13 protein-coding genes and 1 pseudogene are annotated in these 17,738 nt (G+C 33.0%); 9 read left to right on the top strand and 5 right to left on the bottom strand.

The window, feature by feature from the left end:
• The first annotated feature begins 9 nt into the window (after window positions 1-9).
• The 3 genes from H6578_05345 to H6578_05355 all read left to right on the top strand — a co-directional run bounded on the left by H6578_05345 (window position 10) and on the right by H6578_05355 (window position 2,584).
• Window positions 10-1,545 carry a glutamate--tRNA ligase gene (locus H6578_05345; GenBank protein ID MCB9226576.1) on the top strand — a complete coding sequence of 512 codons (1,536 nt, stop codon included), beginning with the start codon at window positions 10-12 and terminating at the stop codon, window positions 1,543-1,545.
• The gene (locus H6578_05350; GenBank protein MCB9226577.1) at window positions 1,546-1,731 is read left to right on the top strand and encodes a hypothetical protein; all 186 of its coding nucleotides are present in this window, start codon (window positions 1,546-1,548) and stop codon (window positions 1,729-1,731) included. It begins immediately after the preceding gene.
• Window positions 1,732-1,888: 157 nt separating this feature from the next.
• Window positions 1,889-2,584, top strand: a complete 696-nt coding sequence (locus H6578_05355) for a hypothetical protein (GenBank protein ID MCB9226578.1) — start codon at window positions 1,889-1,891, stop codon at window positions 2,582-2,584.
• Between the two features lie 57 nt (window positions 2,585-2,641).
• Here H6578_05355 and H6578_05360 read toward each other — a convergent pair whose 3' ends face one another.
• Both H6578_05360 and H6578_05365 read right to left on the bottom strand, forming a co-directional pair.
• Window positions 2,642-3,064, bottom strand: a complete 423-nt coding sequence (locus H6578_05360) for a hypothetical protein (protein MCB9226579.1) — start codon at window positions 3,062-3,064, stop codon at window positions 2,642-2,644.
• 59 nt (window positions 3,065-3,123) lie between these two features.
• Complete coding sequence (locus H6578_05365) at window positions 3,124-4,248, bottom strand: T9SS type A sorting domain-containing protein (GenBank protein ID MCB9226580.1); 1,125 nt, start codon at window positions 4,246-4,248, stop codon at window positions 3,124-3,126.
• Between the two features lie 147 nt (window positions 4,249-4,395).
• On the opposite strand from H6578_05365, the gene H6578_05370 reads away from it, so the two are divergent.
• From H6578_05370 to H6578_05385, 4 genes and pseudogenes are all read left to right on the top strand, one after another.
• Window positions 4,396-5,901: a F0F1 ATP synthase subunit beta gene (locus H6578_05370; GenBank protein ID MCB9226581.1), complete on the top strand. Its 1,506-nt coding sequence runs from the start codon at window positions 4,396-4,398 to the stop codon at window positions 5,899-5,901.
• 74 nt (window positions 5,902-5,975) lie between these two features.
• On the top strand, window positions 5,976-6,227 hold the full coding sequence (gene atpC, locus H6578_05375; protein MCB9226582.1) for an ATP synthase F1 subunit epsilon: 252 nt from the start codon (window positions 5,976-5,978) through the stop codon (window positions 6,225-6,227).
• Between the two features lie 142 nt (window positions 6,228-6,369).
• Window positions 6,370-11,952, top strand: a complete 5,583-nt coding sequence (locus H6578_05380; GenBank protein MCB9226583.1) for a gliding motility-associated C-terminal domain-containing protein — start codon at window positions 6,370-6,372, stop codon at window positions 11,950-11,952.
• Between the two features lie 115 nt (window positions 11,953-12,067).
• Window positions 12,068-12,184, top strand: a pseudogene (locus tag H6578_05385) (bifunctional oligoribonuclease/PAP phosphatase NrnA).
• Between the two features lie 40 nt (window positions 12,185-12,224).
• Here H6578_05385 and H6578_05390 read toward each other — a convergent pair.
• The 3 genes from H6578_05390 to H6578_05400 form a co-directional block, all read right to left on the bottom strand.
• A complete protein-coding gene (locus tag H6578_05390) occupies window positions 12,225-12,947 on the bottom strand; it encodes a hypothetical protein (GenBank protein MCB9226584.1) in 723 nt (240 codons plus the stop codon).
• Between the two features lie 61 nt (window positions 12,948-13,008).
• A complete protein-coding gene (locus tag H6578_05395) occupies window positions 13,009-14,730 on the bottom strand; it encodes a hypothetical protein (protein ID MCB9226585.1) in 1,722 nt (573 codons plus the stop codon).
• Between the two features lie 86 nt (window positions 14,731-14,816).
• Complete coding sequence (locus H6578_05400; protein ID MCB9226586.1) at window positions 14,817-15,557, bottom strand: PAS domain-containing protein; 741 nt, start codon at window positions 15,555-15,557, stop codon at window positions 14,817-14,819.
• 390 nt (window positions 15,558-15,947) lie between these two features.
• On the opposite strand from H6578_05400, the gene H6578_05405 reads away from it, so the two are divergent.
• Window positions 15,948-16,931 carry a bifunctional oligoribonuclease/PAP phosphatase NrnA gene (locus tag H6578_05405; GenBank protein MCB9226587.1) on the top strand — a complete coding sequence of 328 codons (984 nt, stop codon included), beginning with the start codon at window positions 15,948-15,950 and terminating at the stop codon, window positions 16,929-16,931.
• 81 nt (window positions 16,932-17,012) lie between these two features.
• Window positions 17,013-17,714, top strand: coding sequence for an FKBP-type peptidyl-prolyl cis-trans isomerase (locus H6578_05410; GenBank protein ID MCB9226588.1), 702 nt, complete (start codon window positions 17,013-17,015; stop codon window positions 17,712-17,714).
• The last annotated feature ends 24 nt before the right edge of the window (window positions 17,715-17,738 follow it).

Here is a 17,738-nt window from a genome sequence, read left to right on the forward strand (position 1 = left end):
GATATTGAAATGTCTAAAAAAATAAGAACAAGATTTGCTCCAAGTCCTACAGGTCCTTTACACATGGGGGGCGTACGTACGGCATTGTACTGTTATTTGTTTGCCAAGCAAAATAATGGCGATTTTATTTTAAGAATAGAAGATACAGACCAAAACAGATATGTAGAAGGAGCAGAACAATATATTATAGATGCCCTAAAATGGTGTGGCATAGAAGCCAATGAAGGAGTAAGTTATGGGGGGGAATTTGGTCCATATCGCCAAAGCGAAAGAAAAGATATGTATAGAGCTTATGCTGAAGAACTGATAGAAAAAGGAGATGCATATTACGCTTTTGATACAGAAGAAGAATTGGAAGAATGGAGAGAAAATATGAAAAAACAAGGCAATCCATCTCCAAAATATGACCCTATAACCCGACAATATTTAAAAAACTCACTTAGTTTAAGCGAAGACGAAGTGAAAAAGAGATTAAATGCTGGCGATGATTATGTTATTCGCTATAAAATGCCCCGAAATGAAGAAGTAAAATTTGAAGATAAAATTAGAGGAATTGTTAGTTTTCAAAGCAATCAATTAGACGATAAAGTGCTACTAAAAGGAGATGGCATGCCTACCTACCATTTAGCCAATGTAGTGGACGACCATACTATGGAAATAACAGACGTGATACGTGGAGAAGAATGGTTGCCTTCTACCCCTTTGCATGTAATGCTATACAAAAGTTTTGGCTGGGAAATGCCGTCATTTGCACATCTGCCTTTAATTTTAAAACCCGATGGCAAAGGAAAATTGAGTAAAAGAGATGGCGACAGGCTGGGTTTTCCTGTTTTCCCATTAAACTGGCAAGATCCGGAATCGGGAGAGCAAAGTATAGGTTATAAAGAAAGAGGATTTTTGCCCGAAGCATTTATCAATATGTTGGCATTTTTAGGTTGGAATCCGGGAACTGAACAAGAAATATTTAGCAGAGAAGAATTAATTAAAGATTTTAGTATAGAAAGAGTTAATAAATCTGGAGCTCGCTTTGACTATGAAAAAACAAAATGGTTTAATCAGCAGTATTTGAAAAATAAAAGTGATAAAGAGTTAGCCGATTTAACTAAAGTTTTATTTAAAGAAAAAGGCTACAAAACAGACGATGAAACTTTGCAAAAAATTTGCGGTTTAATAAAAGAACGTGCTACTTTTTTGCATGAATTTCCGGAGTTGGCTTATTATTTTTTTACAGACGTAAAGGAATATGATGATAAGAATTTAAGAAAACGTTGGAATACAGAAAATAATGAAGCGTTTAAAAATTTAACTAAACAATTAAATAATTTAAGTTCATTTACGTCTGAAAGTATTGAAAATGAAGTAAAAGCATTTATGGAAGCTCATAATTTGGGTTTTGGACAAGTTTTACCTATTTTGCGTATTGCTATTACAGGCACTATGCAAGGACCTCCAATTTTTTCTGTAATGGAAATAGTAGGCAAAGAAACTTGTTTAAAAAGGTTGGAAAAAGGAATTGCATTGGCTAACCAATTAAACCAACAGTAAATGCCAAAGAAAAAACCGATAAAAGGGAAACCCGAAGTTCATAAAGATTTAAAAGGCTTAGATTTTAAAATAAACACTTTTGGAGAAATCAAATCGTCTATGGATTTAGATAAGCTTAACAACTTTCTTAACGAAAATGTAGATGATAAAAAGCTAAACGAAGAACAGATAAAGAATAAAAAGTAGTAAGCATACACTATAAAATGTTATATCACAACTCAGTATTTTGAGCAACAGATACTTTTTTGATAAAAGAAGTACTGAACAAAAAGAATAGTGCATTTAGCGTATTGTTTAGTCTATGTTGTAGTATTATATTTGTACTAACAAAAAAAAGAATACTATGAAAAAAATACTGACATTAAGTTTAATATTAACCATTTTTGCTTTTACAAAAGCACAAGACTTTTTAAGTCCTTTTGATGCTATAGCTCCTAAAAAATTATCTTATGTAACGGATGCCAGTGGCAATGAAACAGCAGGATACATTAAAAGTGTAGTGAGAGTAAAAGGTTTAATAACCGATTTAAACATGAAACTTGAAGATGGCTCTAAGAAAACAGTAAGTTCTGCAAGTGTAGAATATGCTTTCTTGCCTCAAAATAAGTTAGAAAAATTTGGTAGTAATATGAGTTTTGCAAAAGATGCTACACGCTGGGGACAAAAACAAGTAGATAGAGTTAAAGATGGCTATGCTTACTTTGAAAAAACACAAATTGAGCTAAAAAAAGGAACGGAAACTACTTTAATGCAGCTGCTAAACCCAGGGGCAACAGTACTTAAAGCTTATCACGACCCTTTTGCTAAAGAAACAGTTGGTTTTGCTCCGGGCGGTATAAAAGTAGCTGGTGGAGAAGATAAATCTTACTACATGAGAAAAAATGATGGCGTAGGATACAAAGTATCAAAAGCTAATTTTAAAGATAACTTTGACAAACTTTTTGGCGATTGCCCAGCATTTAAAGAAAAATATGCTAAAGCTGACTGGGGCGAATTTGAAAAAATGGTTTTCTTTTATAATGATAACTGCGGAAAATAATAACAATATAAAATAAGTGTGTGAAAAGAACCGAGCTATAATGGCTCGGTTCTTTTTTTATATCTTTTTCATTAGCCTTAAAACTATCCAATACAATAAGCCTAAAATACAAGGAATTAGCAAAATAAATTTAGTAGAAGCACAATAATAGGCTAACTGTGCATGAAAATCTGTACCAGTTTTAAACTGCAATTTTAATAATCCGTAATTTTCTACTGCATCTAATAATGGAGCTAATAAGGCAAAATACATTAATACTTTAAAAATAATTTGTGGTTTGTAATTATACCATGCTTTATAAAACAAAAATAAACTGCCTCCGTAGCAGAGCATAAAAATATAATCAAAAAAATTACCTGCTATTTTTCTGTTTTCTGCTCCAGCATCTGCCCAAATAGCTATCATATTATTGGCATTATCTAAGGTTTTTGCAAATTCAAATTCCACTATTCCAGGATTTGGTTTGTCTATAAATCTCATAGTAACAATACATAATATTGTACCAACCAAAAAGTACTTAAAATATTTAGAAAACTTCATCATCTTACAATAGTTTTGCTATAAACACCTTGCTGAGTATATATTATTAAAAAATATACACCATTATTTATTCCTTCTAAACTAATTTGTTTGGTATTGCTCCCCACTATTTTTTGACCAATACCATTATAAATTTCTAATTTTTCAACTTTATTTTTATCAGATTCTACTACCAATTTATTTCCTAAGTGCCTAATTTTCATATCATCACTTAGTGAGATATTATTAATGCCACTCACTAATTTTTCTCCTTTAAAAAATTGCCAAATAGTTTCTGAAGCATCAAAATCTCTATTGGTATTTCCTGCCGGAATATCTATAATGGCATTAGGCCACGTGTGTCCTCCACCTATTACTTTAAAAAATATAACACTATTACTGTCTGTTGCATTATGATAGGTATATCTTTCTACCGTGCTGCTATCGTTTGTATTTATATCGGGATAGTTATAAACTAAAGGCGTGGTATTACAATTATTATTTTGCACCCAAAAATCAATTACATCTTCTATTGCCTGCATACCGCTTCCACCATTATAAGGTACTATTGGGTCGGTTGTTCCGTGTATTTCTAATACGGGTATTATCCTGCCGGGATTGCAAGAGCCATATAAATAAGAAGTCATAGAGCCAGTAACGGAAGCAATTTTTTTAATTCTATCGCCCAATTCACAAGCTAAAGTGTAACTCATAAATCCGCCATTGCTCATTCCCGTAGAGTATATTTTAGAGGTATCAATATTGTAGCGAGCAATCATAGTATCTAACAAAGCATTTAAAAACCCTACATCATCTACATATCCTGCTCCTCCCGGGGGTATTACACTTGAGTTCCACAGTTTAGTGCCATTTATTACCGTACTATTAGGGTGAACAATTAAAAAATTATCGGCATCAGCTTGGGGGTGCAAATTTCCGTATAAGTTTTGCTCATCGGCATTAGAACCTCTGCCGTGTATGTTTAATACTAAAGGAACAGCCGTAGAGCCATCATAAATTTGAGGGATATACAAAATATAATCTCTTTGCAAGCCATCAAACATAAAAGTATCTTTTACTAAAGTTTGGCTAAAAAGTAATACCGAGCAAGAAAAAGTTAAAAGAGAAAGTATAATTTTTTTCATAATTAATAAGTTTGTCCATAAAAATACGATAAAACTTATAAAATAGTTAGTCTATTAAAAATATGATTAAATATTTAAGGAATTGAGCGTAATATTAATTACCTTTGCACCGTAATTTGAAAATTAACAAAAATCTAAATAAAACCGATGTCAAACGTAGGAAAAATAAAGCAGATAATTGGTCCGGTAGTGGACGTATCATTTGAAGGAGCTCAATTGCCTAAAATTTTAAATGCTTTAAAAATAACAAAAGCAAATGGAGATAAAGTAATTTTAGAATGTCAGCAACATTTAGGCGAAGATAGCGTAAGATGTATAGCCATGGAAGCTACTGACGGTCTTCAAAGAGGAATGGCTGTTGAAGATTTAGGCTCGCCTATTCAAATGCCTACGGGAGATTCTATAAAAGGTCGTTTATTTAACGTGGTAGGAGAATCTATTGACGGAATTAATGTTCCTTTAGATAATACAAATGGTTATTCAATACACAGAAAACCACCTCGTTATGAAGATTTATCTACAGATAGCGAAGTTTTATTTACAGGAATTAAAGTAATTGACTTATTAGAGCCTTATGCTAAAGGTGGTAAAATTGGATTATTTGGTGGTGCAGGAGTAGGAAAAACCGTATTAATCATGGAGTTGATTAATAATATTGCTAAAGCTCACTCAGGTTTATCGGTATTTGCAGGAGTAGGAGAAAGAACAAGAGAAGGAAACGATTTATTGCGTGAGATGATAGAGTCTGGTGTAATTAAATACGGAAAGGAATTTCAAGAAGACATGGAAAAAGGTGGCTGGGATTTAAGCAAAGTAGATAAAGAAGAATTATCTAAATCTCAAGCTACATTAGTGTTTGGACAAATGAACGAACCTCCGGGTGCAAGAGCAAGAGTGGCTTTATCCGGTTTAACAATAGCTGAATATTTCCGTGATGGAGATGATGGCGATGCAACAGGTAGAGATGTATTGTTTTTCGTAGATAATATTTTCCGTTTTACTCAAGCGGGTTCAGAGGTGTCGGCTTTATTAGGTCGTATGCCATCTGCGGTGGGTTATCAACCTACTTTAGCTACAGAAATGGGATTAATGCAAGAGCGTATTACATCAACTAAAAAAGGATCTATTACATCGGTACAAGCAGTATATGTGCCTGCCGATGACTTAACAGACCCGGCTCCGGCTACAACTTTTGCCCACTTAGATGCCACTACGGTATTATCTCGTAAAATTGCCGAGTTAGGTATTTATCCGGCAGTAGATCCATTAGATTCTACATCAAGAATTTTAACGGAGGATATAGTAGGGAAAGAACACTATAAATGTGCTCAAGATGTAAAAGAAATTTTACAACGTTATAAAGAATTGCAAGATATTATTGCCATTTTAGGTATGGATGAGTTGAGCGAAGAAGATAGAAACGTAGTTTATCGTGCTCGTAAAGTGCAACGTTTCTTATCTCAGCCTTTCCATGTGGCAGAGCAGTTTACTGGTATGCCGGGTGTTTTAGTAAGTATTGACGATACTATAAAAGGCTTTAATATGATATTAAAAGGAGATTTAGATAACTTGCCTGAAGCCGCTTTCAACTTAAAAGGAAGTATAGAAGAAGTGATTGCAAAAGGCGAAGAAATGTTGGCAGAAGCAAAATAGATGATAAGAAGTTAAGATGTTAGACTATTAGACGGTCTTAAATCTTAAATCTTAAGTCTTAAATCTAAGAAAATATGGACGTAACAATATTAACACCGGAAAAAGAATTATTTTCAGAAGTAGCTTCAAGTATAAAATTACCGGGAGTGGTGGGAGGTTTTGAAATACTTGAAAACCATGCTCCTTTAATTGCAGCCCTTCAAAAAGGGATAATAGAAATAACACAAAACGGACAAAAGAAAACCATAGCTATAGAAGATGGCTTTGTAGAAGTTTTGAATAATAAAGTAAGCGTTTTAATAGCCGGAGGAGAAGTAAACGGCTAAAAAATAAATATATAAAGGAATGGGATGCTATAAGTATCCCATTTTTTTTTGTGTTAAAAGTTCAATTTTATATCTTAATGTTTAGATAACAAACAATAAGAAATATAAAGGTTATCTTTACATTTTAAAATAAAAAAACACCATGAAGTTAAAACTACTCTTTGCTTCAATCCTAACCGCTCTTACTATTAGTATAAATGCCCAATGTCTTGAAGTAACAAGCATATTTGTAAATTCTTGTGGCAATCCTGAGGGTGCAAATGAAATGGTTACATTTGACGTGGGAGCTTCAGATTTATATGTAAATGATATTGTTGTAGATTGGCCAAGTAATAATTTTTTAGGTTGGTGCCAAGATGCAGGAACGGCTTCTTCAACAGCTGCATTAAATGCAACCATTACAACTTCGTGTGGTTGGTTACTTGAACCTTTAAACGACACTTTGCCCGCAGGAGCAAATGTAATTGTAATAACTTCTACAGATTTTGATTTAACATTTAATAGTTTTGAAGGCTTGGCAGATACTATGTATATTATTTATCAATGTGCGGGAAATACACAAGGACATTTTAGTAATAATCCTAATTGCAATACACCTTCTGGGCAACCTCCGTGTGTACCTACAGTGTCTGATACAACAAGAACACTTACTTTTAATATTTCAGGCTCTTGTATTCAAAGCGAGTCTGTTTCATATACAACTTCTATACCAAATGTAGATGGAGCAACAGCTCTCTTTGATTATGCAGGCAATGTTTCGTATATTAATAATGGCTGTAATGCACCGGTTATTACCTTAAGTACCGGTTGGTCTTTTACCGATAAAATATGCAATACCCATGCTCCCGTAAACTTAAACACTTTATTGGCTTCTAATGCTACTTTGGGCGGTACTTGGTCGGGGCTAAATGTCAATACAGCAGATTCATCTTATACTCCTAATACCTTAGGCATAGATTCCATTACTTATACAGTTACCGGAACGGGGGCGTGTGGCGAGACCTTGGATTCTACCATTGTTTTTGAAGTAGTAGAACAGCAACAAGGCACATTAAATTTACAATCTTGTGATTCTTTAGAATATAATTCTATTTGGTATTATGCTGACTCAACATTTACGGATACTATTTTTACATCTAATCCTTATTATTGCGATTCAACATTTTTAGTTACTATAGAAATATCTTCACAAGTCAGAGATTCTTCATATTATAATGCCTGTAATTCTTTTACTTTCAATAGTATAATATATACTTCAGATACTATTTTATATGATACATTACACGCAGGTGGGGGTAGTACAGGTGCTTTTTGTTCAGAAATATTTATATCTGAATATGGAGAAGGAAGTTCTTTTAATAAATATATAGAAATATATAATGGAACAGGGGTGTCTGTTGATTTATCAAATTATTCTGTAGTTCTATACACTAATGGGTCAGCTACTGCTTCTTCTACGCAAGTATTAAGTGGCATACTTGCTTCGGGAGATGTTTTTGTAATAGCAAGTAATAATTCTAGTGTAAATACTACTATTTTAGCTCAAACAGATATGACCTCAGCCACAATTAATTTTAGTGGAGATGATGCTATTGCACTTTTTAATGGTGGTAATATGGTTGACTTAATTGGAAATATTGGTTGTCAAAATGTATGGACAAATGGTACTTTGAGTACTCAGAATGCTACTATAATTAGAAATGCTTCTTATACAGCAGGCGTTACTACCGACCCGGCAAATACTCCTTGTGATTTTCCAACTCTTACACCAGCTAATTGGACTAACTTGGGAAATGATACATGGACAAATTTAGGTACACATACATCTAATTGTGGGGGAGCAACAACTAGTTCTTGCGATACTTTAGTGATAACTAATATTAAAATTAACCATAAAGACACCACCTACTCAACTGACACCACTTGCAATCCTGCTTTAGTAGGTGTTTATGATACCACTTATACTAATGCAAATGGTTGCGACTCTATACATTATACCAATAGAGAGTTTCACACAGATACCGTGTTAATTGAAGCAATTATTTGTTCGGGAGATACTTTTCATCCACCATATACCAATTCTTACTATACCGCTCCGGGCAGTAATTATTGGGATACCGTTTACGCTTCGCCCGGCTGTGTAGATTATCTGTTAAATTCTACCGTTTATGTAAATGCACGCCCACCAGATGAAGTAAGTTTTCCCGAAGATACCGTTATGTGTGCTGGACAAACATTAACATTAGGTCCTATTATGTATATTCCTCTTGCACAATCTTTAGTGTGGGATGATGGCTCTACAGGAAATACCCGCACCATTACAACAGATGGCGTATATTGGTCAAATTATTGGGCAGGAGTTGTTGCATGTCCGCATGAATACGATACCATACAAGTAACTTATGTAAATCCGGATACTACTTATAGTAGCACTACTTCTTGTAACCCTGCCGATGTGGGAGTTTTTGTTTACAACGGTTTTAATAGATATAATTGCGATTCTACACATTATGACACCGTAGCTTTGGCTTCTTATTCATCTGCCATAGTAAATATTACAGCATGTGATTCGGCATTGGCAAATGGGAATTGGTATTTTGCCAGCACTTCATTTAATGATACAATTACCGGTGGCTCAAGCAATGGTTGTGATTCCATTACAACATTTAATGTTACAGTTAATTACGCTGTTGTTACTACATCAAGCTCTACTTCGTGCAATCCTGCTGACGTAGGCACAAACATGACAGGCCCTTTTACCATGACAAACGGCTGTGATTCTACACACTTTGATACCGTAACTTTACTTATAGACACAGCAACTGTTGTTAGCAATTTGTCAAATTGCGATAGCGTTTTCTACAATGGTACTTGGTACATCGCAAATACAACTGTTTTAGATACTACTTTTAGTAGCCAAGGATGCGATAGCATATATAACAGAACAAATATTACCATATTGCCTGCATCATCCTGTTCTAACACTTATACCTGCCAGTTTGATACTGCCTTGTTTGACTCTTACGAATATACTAACAATATTCCCGGGCTTATAGCTGGGGCTACTATACATAGTTCACCAAGAGATGGTACTTCTGGTACTTTCTTTAACAGGCAACATTCTGGAGATTATTTGTTTTATATGAATTTTTCTACCGGATATTCCGGTCCTGTTTATGAAAGAATAATGGATGTTTGTCCTAATTCAGATTTTAGATATTCTTTTTGGATTCGCCAGTATGACAACAATCCGGGAAGTGATATAACCATAAATATTTATGATGGAAATACCACTTCCGGAACACTACTATATTCTGAAAACGTAGTAAATAGTGGTACAATTTATAATCAAATTGTTTCTCCACAACTAACGGCTCTTAGCAACAATATAGTATTCCAATTAGTAACAAATACCGCAGGTTCAGCAGGCGGAAATGACTTATGTTTTGATGATTTATTATTAGAAATTTGCCAAATAGATACTATTCATTATAGCGATACTATTGGCGATATGGTTTTATGTCCCGCAGCAAACACTATTAATTTATTTGACAGTTTGCCCAATCTTAATACAACAGGCACATGGAGTGGTCCTTCTGCTTTAACAAATGGTCATTTAGGAACATTTAATCCAGCGGTAAATACAGCAGGCCTATATACTTATGCTATTCCGGGAGCATCAACTTGTGTAGATACCGTTTATACTTTAAACACTATTATTCTTCAAGATAGTGTACAAACTGTAATAGATAGTTTTTGTGAGGGAACAAATTATTTATTGAATGGTGGAACAATAGTTACCGCTGCCGGAAATTATACCGATACCGTTGGAAATGCAGTTTGCAATACTATTTATTCTTACCAACTTACTACATATTCTTGCTTAAATTGTACTGTTGACTTGGGTAATGATACTTCTTTTTGTCAAGGCGAATCTGTAAGCTTAGATGCCGGAGCTAACTATGACGAATATTTATGGAGCGATAACTCTACAGGACAGACACTAACAGTTAACTCTTCCGGCACATACTGGGTGCAAACCACCATTTTTGATACAGCCAATAATTTAGTAGCAAATGGAGATTTTGAGCAAGGAAATGCAGGTTTTAGTTCAGACTATTCTTATTCAACCAGTGGTGCTGTAGTAACCTGCCCTAACGGCAATCAATCATGGGGAATAGTGGGGTGCGAGGGCACTTATACCGTAATTACTAACCCTAATGCGGGGCACAGCAATTTTGCTAATTGTGGCGACCATACTTCCGGAAGTGGAAATATGATTGTAGTAAACGGTTCTAATACACCAAATATGAGTGTTTGGTGTCAAAACGTAACCGTTTCTCCTAATACAGACTATGTTTTCTCTGCGTGGGCAATGAGTGTAATGAATGTAGGCTTAGGAGATGTAGCTACACTTCACTTCTTAATTAATGGTGTACAAATAGGTACAGATTTTTCTCCAAGTTTAACAGCCTGCGATTGGCAACAATTTAACGCAACTTGGAACTCTGGTAGCAATACAAACATAACTATTTGTATAGAAAGCGATGTAATAAGTGGTAATAATGATTATGCTATTGACGATATTTTCTTTACACCATATTGCGTAAGCTCAGACACTGTTGAAGTTACCGCTAATCCTTATCCTGTAGTTAATTTAGGTGTAGATATTACTACTTGCAATACAAGTGTAACTTTAGATGCCACCACAACCAACGCCACTTATGTTTGGCAAGATAATTCAAATAGTGCAACTTACAATGTAACAAGCAGTGGAGATTATTATGTAGGTGTTACCGTAAATAATTGCACCTCAAGTGATACTATTAAAGTTACTTTAAATCCTACTACAACTGGGCAGGCAACAGCAACAATTTGCCAAGGCGATAGTGCATTTTTAGCTAATGAGTGGCAAACCGTAGGAAATGTGTACTACGATACGCTTACAAACGCAAACACTTGCGATAGCATATTGGCTACAACACTAATTGTAGAAAATCCACAAATATCCGTTACAGATGATACATATATTTGTAACGGATTTGACATAACATTGCAAGCTACTGCGTCAGATTCTGTATTTTGGAGTACGGGAGATGAAACGGCTAACATAACAGTAATGCCAAGCACTACCACCACTTATGTAGCCACGGTAGTAAGTAATAATGGCTGTACTACACAGGATAGTGTTATTATAACCGTTATTAATCCAATAAACAATGTAGGTATTTCTGCTTCAGATACTCTAATAGATGCAGGGGAAACTGTAACTATTGAGGCTACTGCCGATAATGTGCAAAGTTATTTTTGGGAGCCTGTAAATAGCTCTTCAAATTCTATAATAGAAAATCCACAAACTACTACAACTTATATAGTAACGCTGAGCAACGACCCTTGTCCAAATGTAATAGACAGTATAACTATTCAAGTAAATCCTATTTTAGTAATAGAGCCACTAATGCCAACAGCATTTAGTCCTAATGGCGATAGTAAGAATGATTTATTCCGTCCGGCTAATTATGATATGTTCTCTTCATATCTGCTTAGAATTTATAACAGATGGGGCGAGTTAATTTATCAAGATGAAGGATACGGAGTAGCGTGGGATGGACTTTACAAAGCTAAACCACAGAATTTAGATGTATATTCATACTATATAGAAGCTACGCCATTAAACACTACTGAAGTGAAAATAGCCTCCGGAAATTTGACTTTAATTAGGTAATACCATTGGATTAATAAGCAAAGCCGAGATTGGACTATTATATATTTATTGAACCAATTATAACTCCTTTCTTTCAAATCATTAGCTTATTAAAACTTAAGTTTATCTTTGCACCATGTCAATAAATAATATAAAAGATAAATTATCTAAATCAAAATCTATAGTTATAACCACCCACGTGAGCCCCGATGGTGATGCCATAGGAAGTTCTTTGGGTTTATATCATTTTTTGAAATTAAAAGGACTGATATAAAGAACTCTTAAAAACAAAATCATTGCAAAACAAAATTAAAGCTAAAAGTAGATGTTTCAAGTTGACCTAAGTTATTGTAGAATGTTTCTGTTTGGGCATTGAAAATGTTGTTACCATTTCGTTGGGCAGTAATTTCATTTTCTTGACCGTTGTCTATAAATGTAAATTTGACAATATTTGTCCCAATAAATTGAACACCACCTCTGTAGTAATAAGTATTTCCACCATTTTTTTCAATAATCTGAAAATTGTTGTCGCCTTGTATGGATAAGTTGTAGGTGGCATTATAATTAGAATTAGATAATATATTTCCACTACTATCCGAAACAGTATAACTTGAGCTGCTTGTGCCTAAATAGTTGTTAACAGGCAAATTTATCTCTACTTGAAATACTGTATATTCTACAGTGTGGTTTGGTATGTTAAAATAAAAACTTGGTTGAGAAGAATTTGGAGGCAAAGTAACTGTTAAAGTAACATTATTGCTATCAGAAAGAACTAAATCATAAATGCCCGCATTAAAATCAAGCACTTCAGTATTAGTTAAAGTGTATAAAACTGAATCAAAATATATGGTGGCGGAAGAATTGCCCGATTCTAAAATTAGGCTATAATAACCCGTAGAACCAACTAAAACTCCAGAAAATTCTGTTTTGGTTTTTGTTGGGTCAACATTGTTATTCTCTTTACCACATGCTGTGATAAAAAGTAACAAAATTAAGATGTAAAATATGTTTTTCATAGTTTTAGTTTTAAAGTGTTGAATTAAAATTACTTGTTTATCTCTAACTAATCGTGTTAATTTATAATTCAGAACCTCTTTTAATGAATAAATAACAATTATTATTATTACTTGAATTATCATAAGTTGTTCCGCTACAATCAACCTCAGTCATAGTATAGGTAATACTGTCACTAAAAAACTCTGTATCATATATATTATCAACGTAATATTGAGTAATTATATTTATCTGTCCTTCTTGGGTAGCTACAATATTATTCCCACAGTTGTTGTAACTTCTACTATAAGGTATATGCATTTCTAATACTTCATCTTGCAAATTATAGCTTATATTTCCAAAAGTATATTCGGCATATTGATTATCATGATAATGACTATTTAAGATAACTGTATTATCATTGTTAAATATAAAACTAAAACTACCAAAGCCACATAATCCATCTATAGACCAATAATGGCTTAATAAATCAATACTAGTTGGGCTGATATTATCTTTTAACACCATAATTGGAAAACTCCCTTGTATTTGGTTTAAATCATCATTGTAAGTATAATTCAATTCGGTTTCTACATAATCTATAATTCCACTTGTGTTATTAATACTAAGAATTAAGTTTAAATTTCCATTACCTAAAGTGGCTTGGTCAATAGAAACGTTGCTATTGCCTACTGAAAAACTTAAGTTGTTAAATATGGTGCTATTAACAGCATCTATACTTTCATTAGCATTATTTAAAGCTACATTATCTAATAAGCCCATATTTGAAAAAAATAAGGCATCATTTACAAATTCAATGGCATTATTAATTTTGTTAATTATAGTATTAAGTGAATTAAAACTTCCAAAGAAAAGATTAATAAAACTATTGGAACTGTTGTTATCTTGATTATCAATAGCCCTGTTACTATACTCAAAAGGTAAAGTAGATAGAGTGCCATCTGTTAGAATAATTTCTCCACTCGCTTTTTTTCCAAGTACAGAAATTATACCATCAATAATCATATTGTTTGTTTTCATATTTCTTTCTAAAATGGCACTTAGTACATTGTAGGTTTTATAGTATAAACCTGCTGCAGCTATCGCGGCAATCCACTTTGTAGTTGGCTCTGGGTCTAAAACAGCAATGGCGGTTGCAATACCTGCTAATAAAACTGCCTTTTCAAAATTAAGAATTAATTGTTTATCACTTAAATTGCTGTAATCTCCAGTAGTTTTACCTATTAATTCGGTAAAGTCTATTTCAAAAATTTCTGTAAATAGTTCTTGGTTTGCAATATAAAACTCGGCCAATTTAGTTTTTTCTTCTTCGGTAAAATCTGTATAATGTGTATTAAAATTTTGCAATGCATCATTAATGTAGGCAATTTGTGTAGGGTTTTCTAATTGGGTAGTTATTTGACTAAAACCATTAAAAAATGGAACTAAAGTTTCATTTGCACTTGTAACTAGTGCGGTTTTATTTATTTGATAATCAACAGCAAAATTATCTAAAGCTGGGATGATTAGGCGATTGGCACCTAATTTTATATCTTGAGGAACTAAGAAAGCAATTTCTTTTTCATTAGCTTTAACTACTTCTATTTCTTTATCACCTAGTGTGGCAATATAACTTTCCTGGTTTATATTATCTACTTCTATATGAACCAACTGGTAGGTATAAATTGTACCACCATTTATAATTTCATTACTTTGCTTATCTTTTTTGCATCCGGCAATAAGGATTAGTATGGTTAGTGTGTATAGTAATTTTTTCATAATAATACCCGTTGTGCATTTAGTCATAAATCTAAATTTTATACCCTCAAATCTAACCCTACAAATTGAAATATTTAATACCTACAATTAGGTAATTTATTTATACTATAATTTTATATAATTCCATTAATATTGCAAAAATCCAGTAATTCTAATACTGTTTTGCAATTGCTTTTTTTAAGAATATTTTTGCGATGCGTATTTACAGTATGCTTTGATATAAATAAATTTTGTGCAATGAACTCAGAGGTTTTATTTTGAAAAACTAATCGTATAATCTCAAGTTCTCTGGAAGTAAAAAAATCAATAAATTCTGTGTAGATTGTTTTTTTAAAATCCTCTAAATAAATAGCAGGTGTATTTAAATCCCATTTCACATAATTTGTTTTAATCAAATCAGTTACATCACTTACTATGGATAGGTTGCTAATAATATTCCCTTGTTCGCTAAACTCAAATATGGTTGATTGTCTTAATATTTTAATATAATCACCATTTTTTTTTCTAAAACGATATATAATACTATGCGAAGTGTTGTCTTGATTAAAATTATTGTTTTCTATAGCATGTTTTATAACACCATTTGAAACTCTTAAAACAATTTCTCTATCTTCAGGATGACCACCATCTAATATAGTTTGTAATTCAAATTCTTCTTTTTCATACCCAAAAATTTCTTTAATCCTTTTTTGATAAGCCACCCTCCCTTCTTGCCAATTTATTATATATAAGCATTGGTTTAGGTTTAAAGGAATTTTATCAAGAAAATTTACATCATGTTTAATGTATTTTAATTCACTTAGTTGTGTTTTACTAAAATGAATAATTTTATCAACCAATTTAGTGCTTTTCATGCTAAACTATTGAAATTTATTTTAAAAAGAATTAGTGAATTTAACAATTTTAATATCTATTGACTCTTTATTTTCTATTTTTTAAAAAATATACCTAATGATAGGTACTTTAATCTTGGGTTAGAAATGAAAATGAATCATCTTTCTTTCTATACAGTCGGATTAAATATTGATTTGTCAGTAACTTCACAATTGGGAACTCAGAACAGAGGCTAACATACCAAATATCTTATAACGAAAATAACTCTTACGCCCCCCAATTTTCTCTATCCAAACTTCTGTACTGAATGGCTTCTATTATACGTTCATTCATAAAACTTGATTTTGGTAGCGAATAACAAGATTCTTCACTCCGCTAATAATGACAAGCAGAAACATTATCTTTGCACCATGTCAATAAATAATATAAAAGATAAATTATCTAAGGCAAAATCTATAGTTATAACCACCCACGTTAGCCCAGATGGTGATGCCATAGGAAGTTCTTTGGGTTTATATCATTTTTTGAAATTAAAAGGAATAAAATCTACCGTTGTTGTTCCTAATGCTTTCCCTAATTTTTTAAAATGGCTACCCGATTCTGATAAAATTGTAATTTTTGAGGAAGATGAAAATGGCAAAACACTTATACAAAATGCCGACATTCTTTTCTGTTTAGATTATAACGAACCGCACAGAACAGCTAAAATGGAAGAAGCTATAAATAAAAGTACTACCTACAAAATTTTAATAGACCACCACATTGGAAAACCTACGTGGCAAAACATAAATTTAAGCGTGGTAGGTGCCAGTTCTACTTGCGAGTTGGTTTTTGATTTTATTCAAAATTATGATAAATCAAACTTTTTAAACGAAGATATTGCGTACTGTTTATATACTGGTATATTAACCGATACCGGAAATTTTCAATTTTCATCAACTACGCCTAAAGTGCATAATCAAGCGGCACAGCTTATGCAAGCAGGTGTGCAACCCGATATAGTACACAACCACATAAATAACAGCTTTAATTTAAGCCGACTTCAATTTTTTGGCTATGCTATTTCTGAAAAAATGAAAATTGTAGCCGATAAAAAATTGGCGTACATAATATTAAGTCAAGAAGATATTTATCGTTTTAATATACAAACCGGTGGTACTGAGGGCTTAGTTAACGAACCCATGAAAATAAATGACATAGAAGTATCGGTATTATTTAAAGAAGATGCAGATAAGGTTAAACTTTCATTTAGGTCAAAAGGCGATATAGATGTAAGCACTTTTGCCCGAACTTATTTTAGTGGCGGAGGACACAAAAATGCAGCAGGAGGAGTTTCTTTTCTTAATTTAGAAGAAACTGAGGATAAATTTTTAAAAGATTTAATTCATTTTTAACAATACTTAAAAACTATCTGCTCTTTTTGATTAGCATATACTTATATTTGCAACTCTTATTAAAATAAATTAAAACTAAAAATGAAAAAACAATCAATTTTATTAGTGTTAGTTGTATTAATTAACGCTATATTTTTTACTTCTTGCAAAGAAAGTAATAGCAAAAGTAACTCTGGCGAAGTAACTTTAAGCAACGAAACAGACAGCTTAAGCTACGCATTAGGTGTAAACATAGGCGAAAACGCAAAACGTGGTGGATTTGAAACCATTAACTATGAAGCTTTTGCTAAAGGTATGGAAGGTGTATATAGCGACAATGCTATAATGACAGCAGAAGTGGCCGGCACGTATATAAACGAAGTGATGATGGCAAAAGAAAGTGCTAAAGCACAAGTAGCTAAAGGTGAAGGAGAAAAATTCTTAGCTGAAAATGCTAAAAAAGCAGGTGTTGTTACTACTCCAAGTGGTTTGCAATACGAAGTAATTAAAGAAGGTACAGGAGCTACCCCAACAGCCGAAGACGTAGTAACCGTACACTACCACGGTACTTTAACAGACGGAACTGTATTTGACAGCTCTGTAGAAAGAGGCGAACCGGCTACATTCCCATTAAACCAAGTAATAGCAGGCTGGACAGAAGGCTTACAATTAATGAAAGAAGGTGCTAAATATCGTTTTTATATTCCTTCAAACTTAGCTTATGGCGATAGAGCTATGGGAGATGTAATTAAACCGGGTTCTACTTTAATTTTTGATGTAGAATTATTGAAAGTAGGAGAATAGATATTAGAATTGAGTATTGAGATT

Source organism: Chitinophagales bacterium (assembly GCA_020635995.1).
Lineage (GTDB): Bacteria > Bacteroidota > Bacteroidia > Chitinophagales > UBA8649 > JAFMKE01.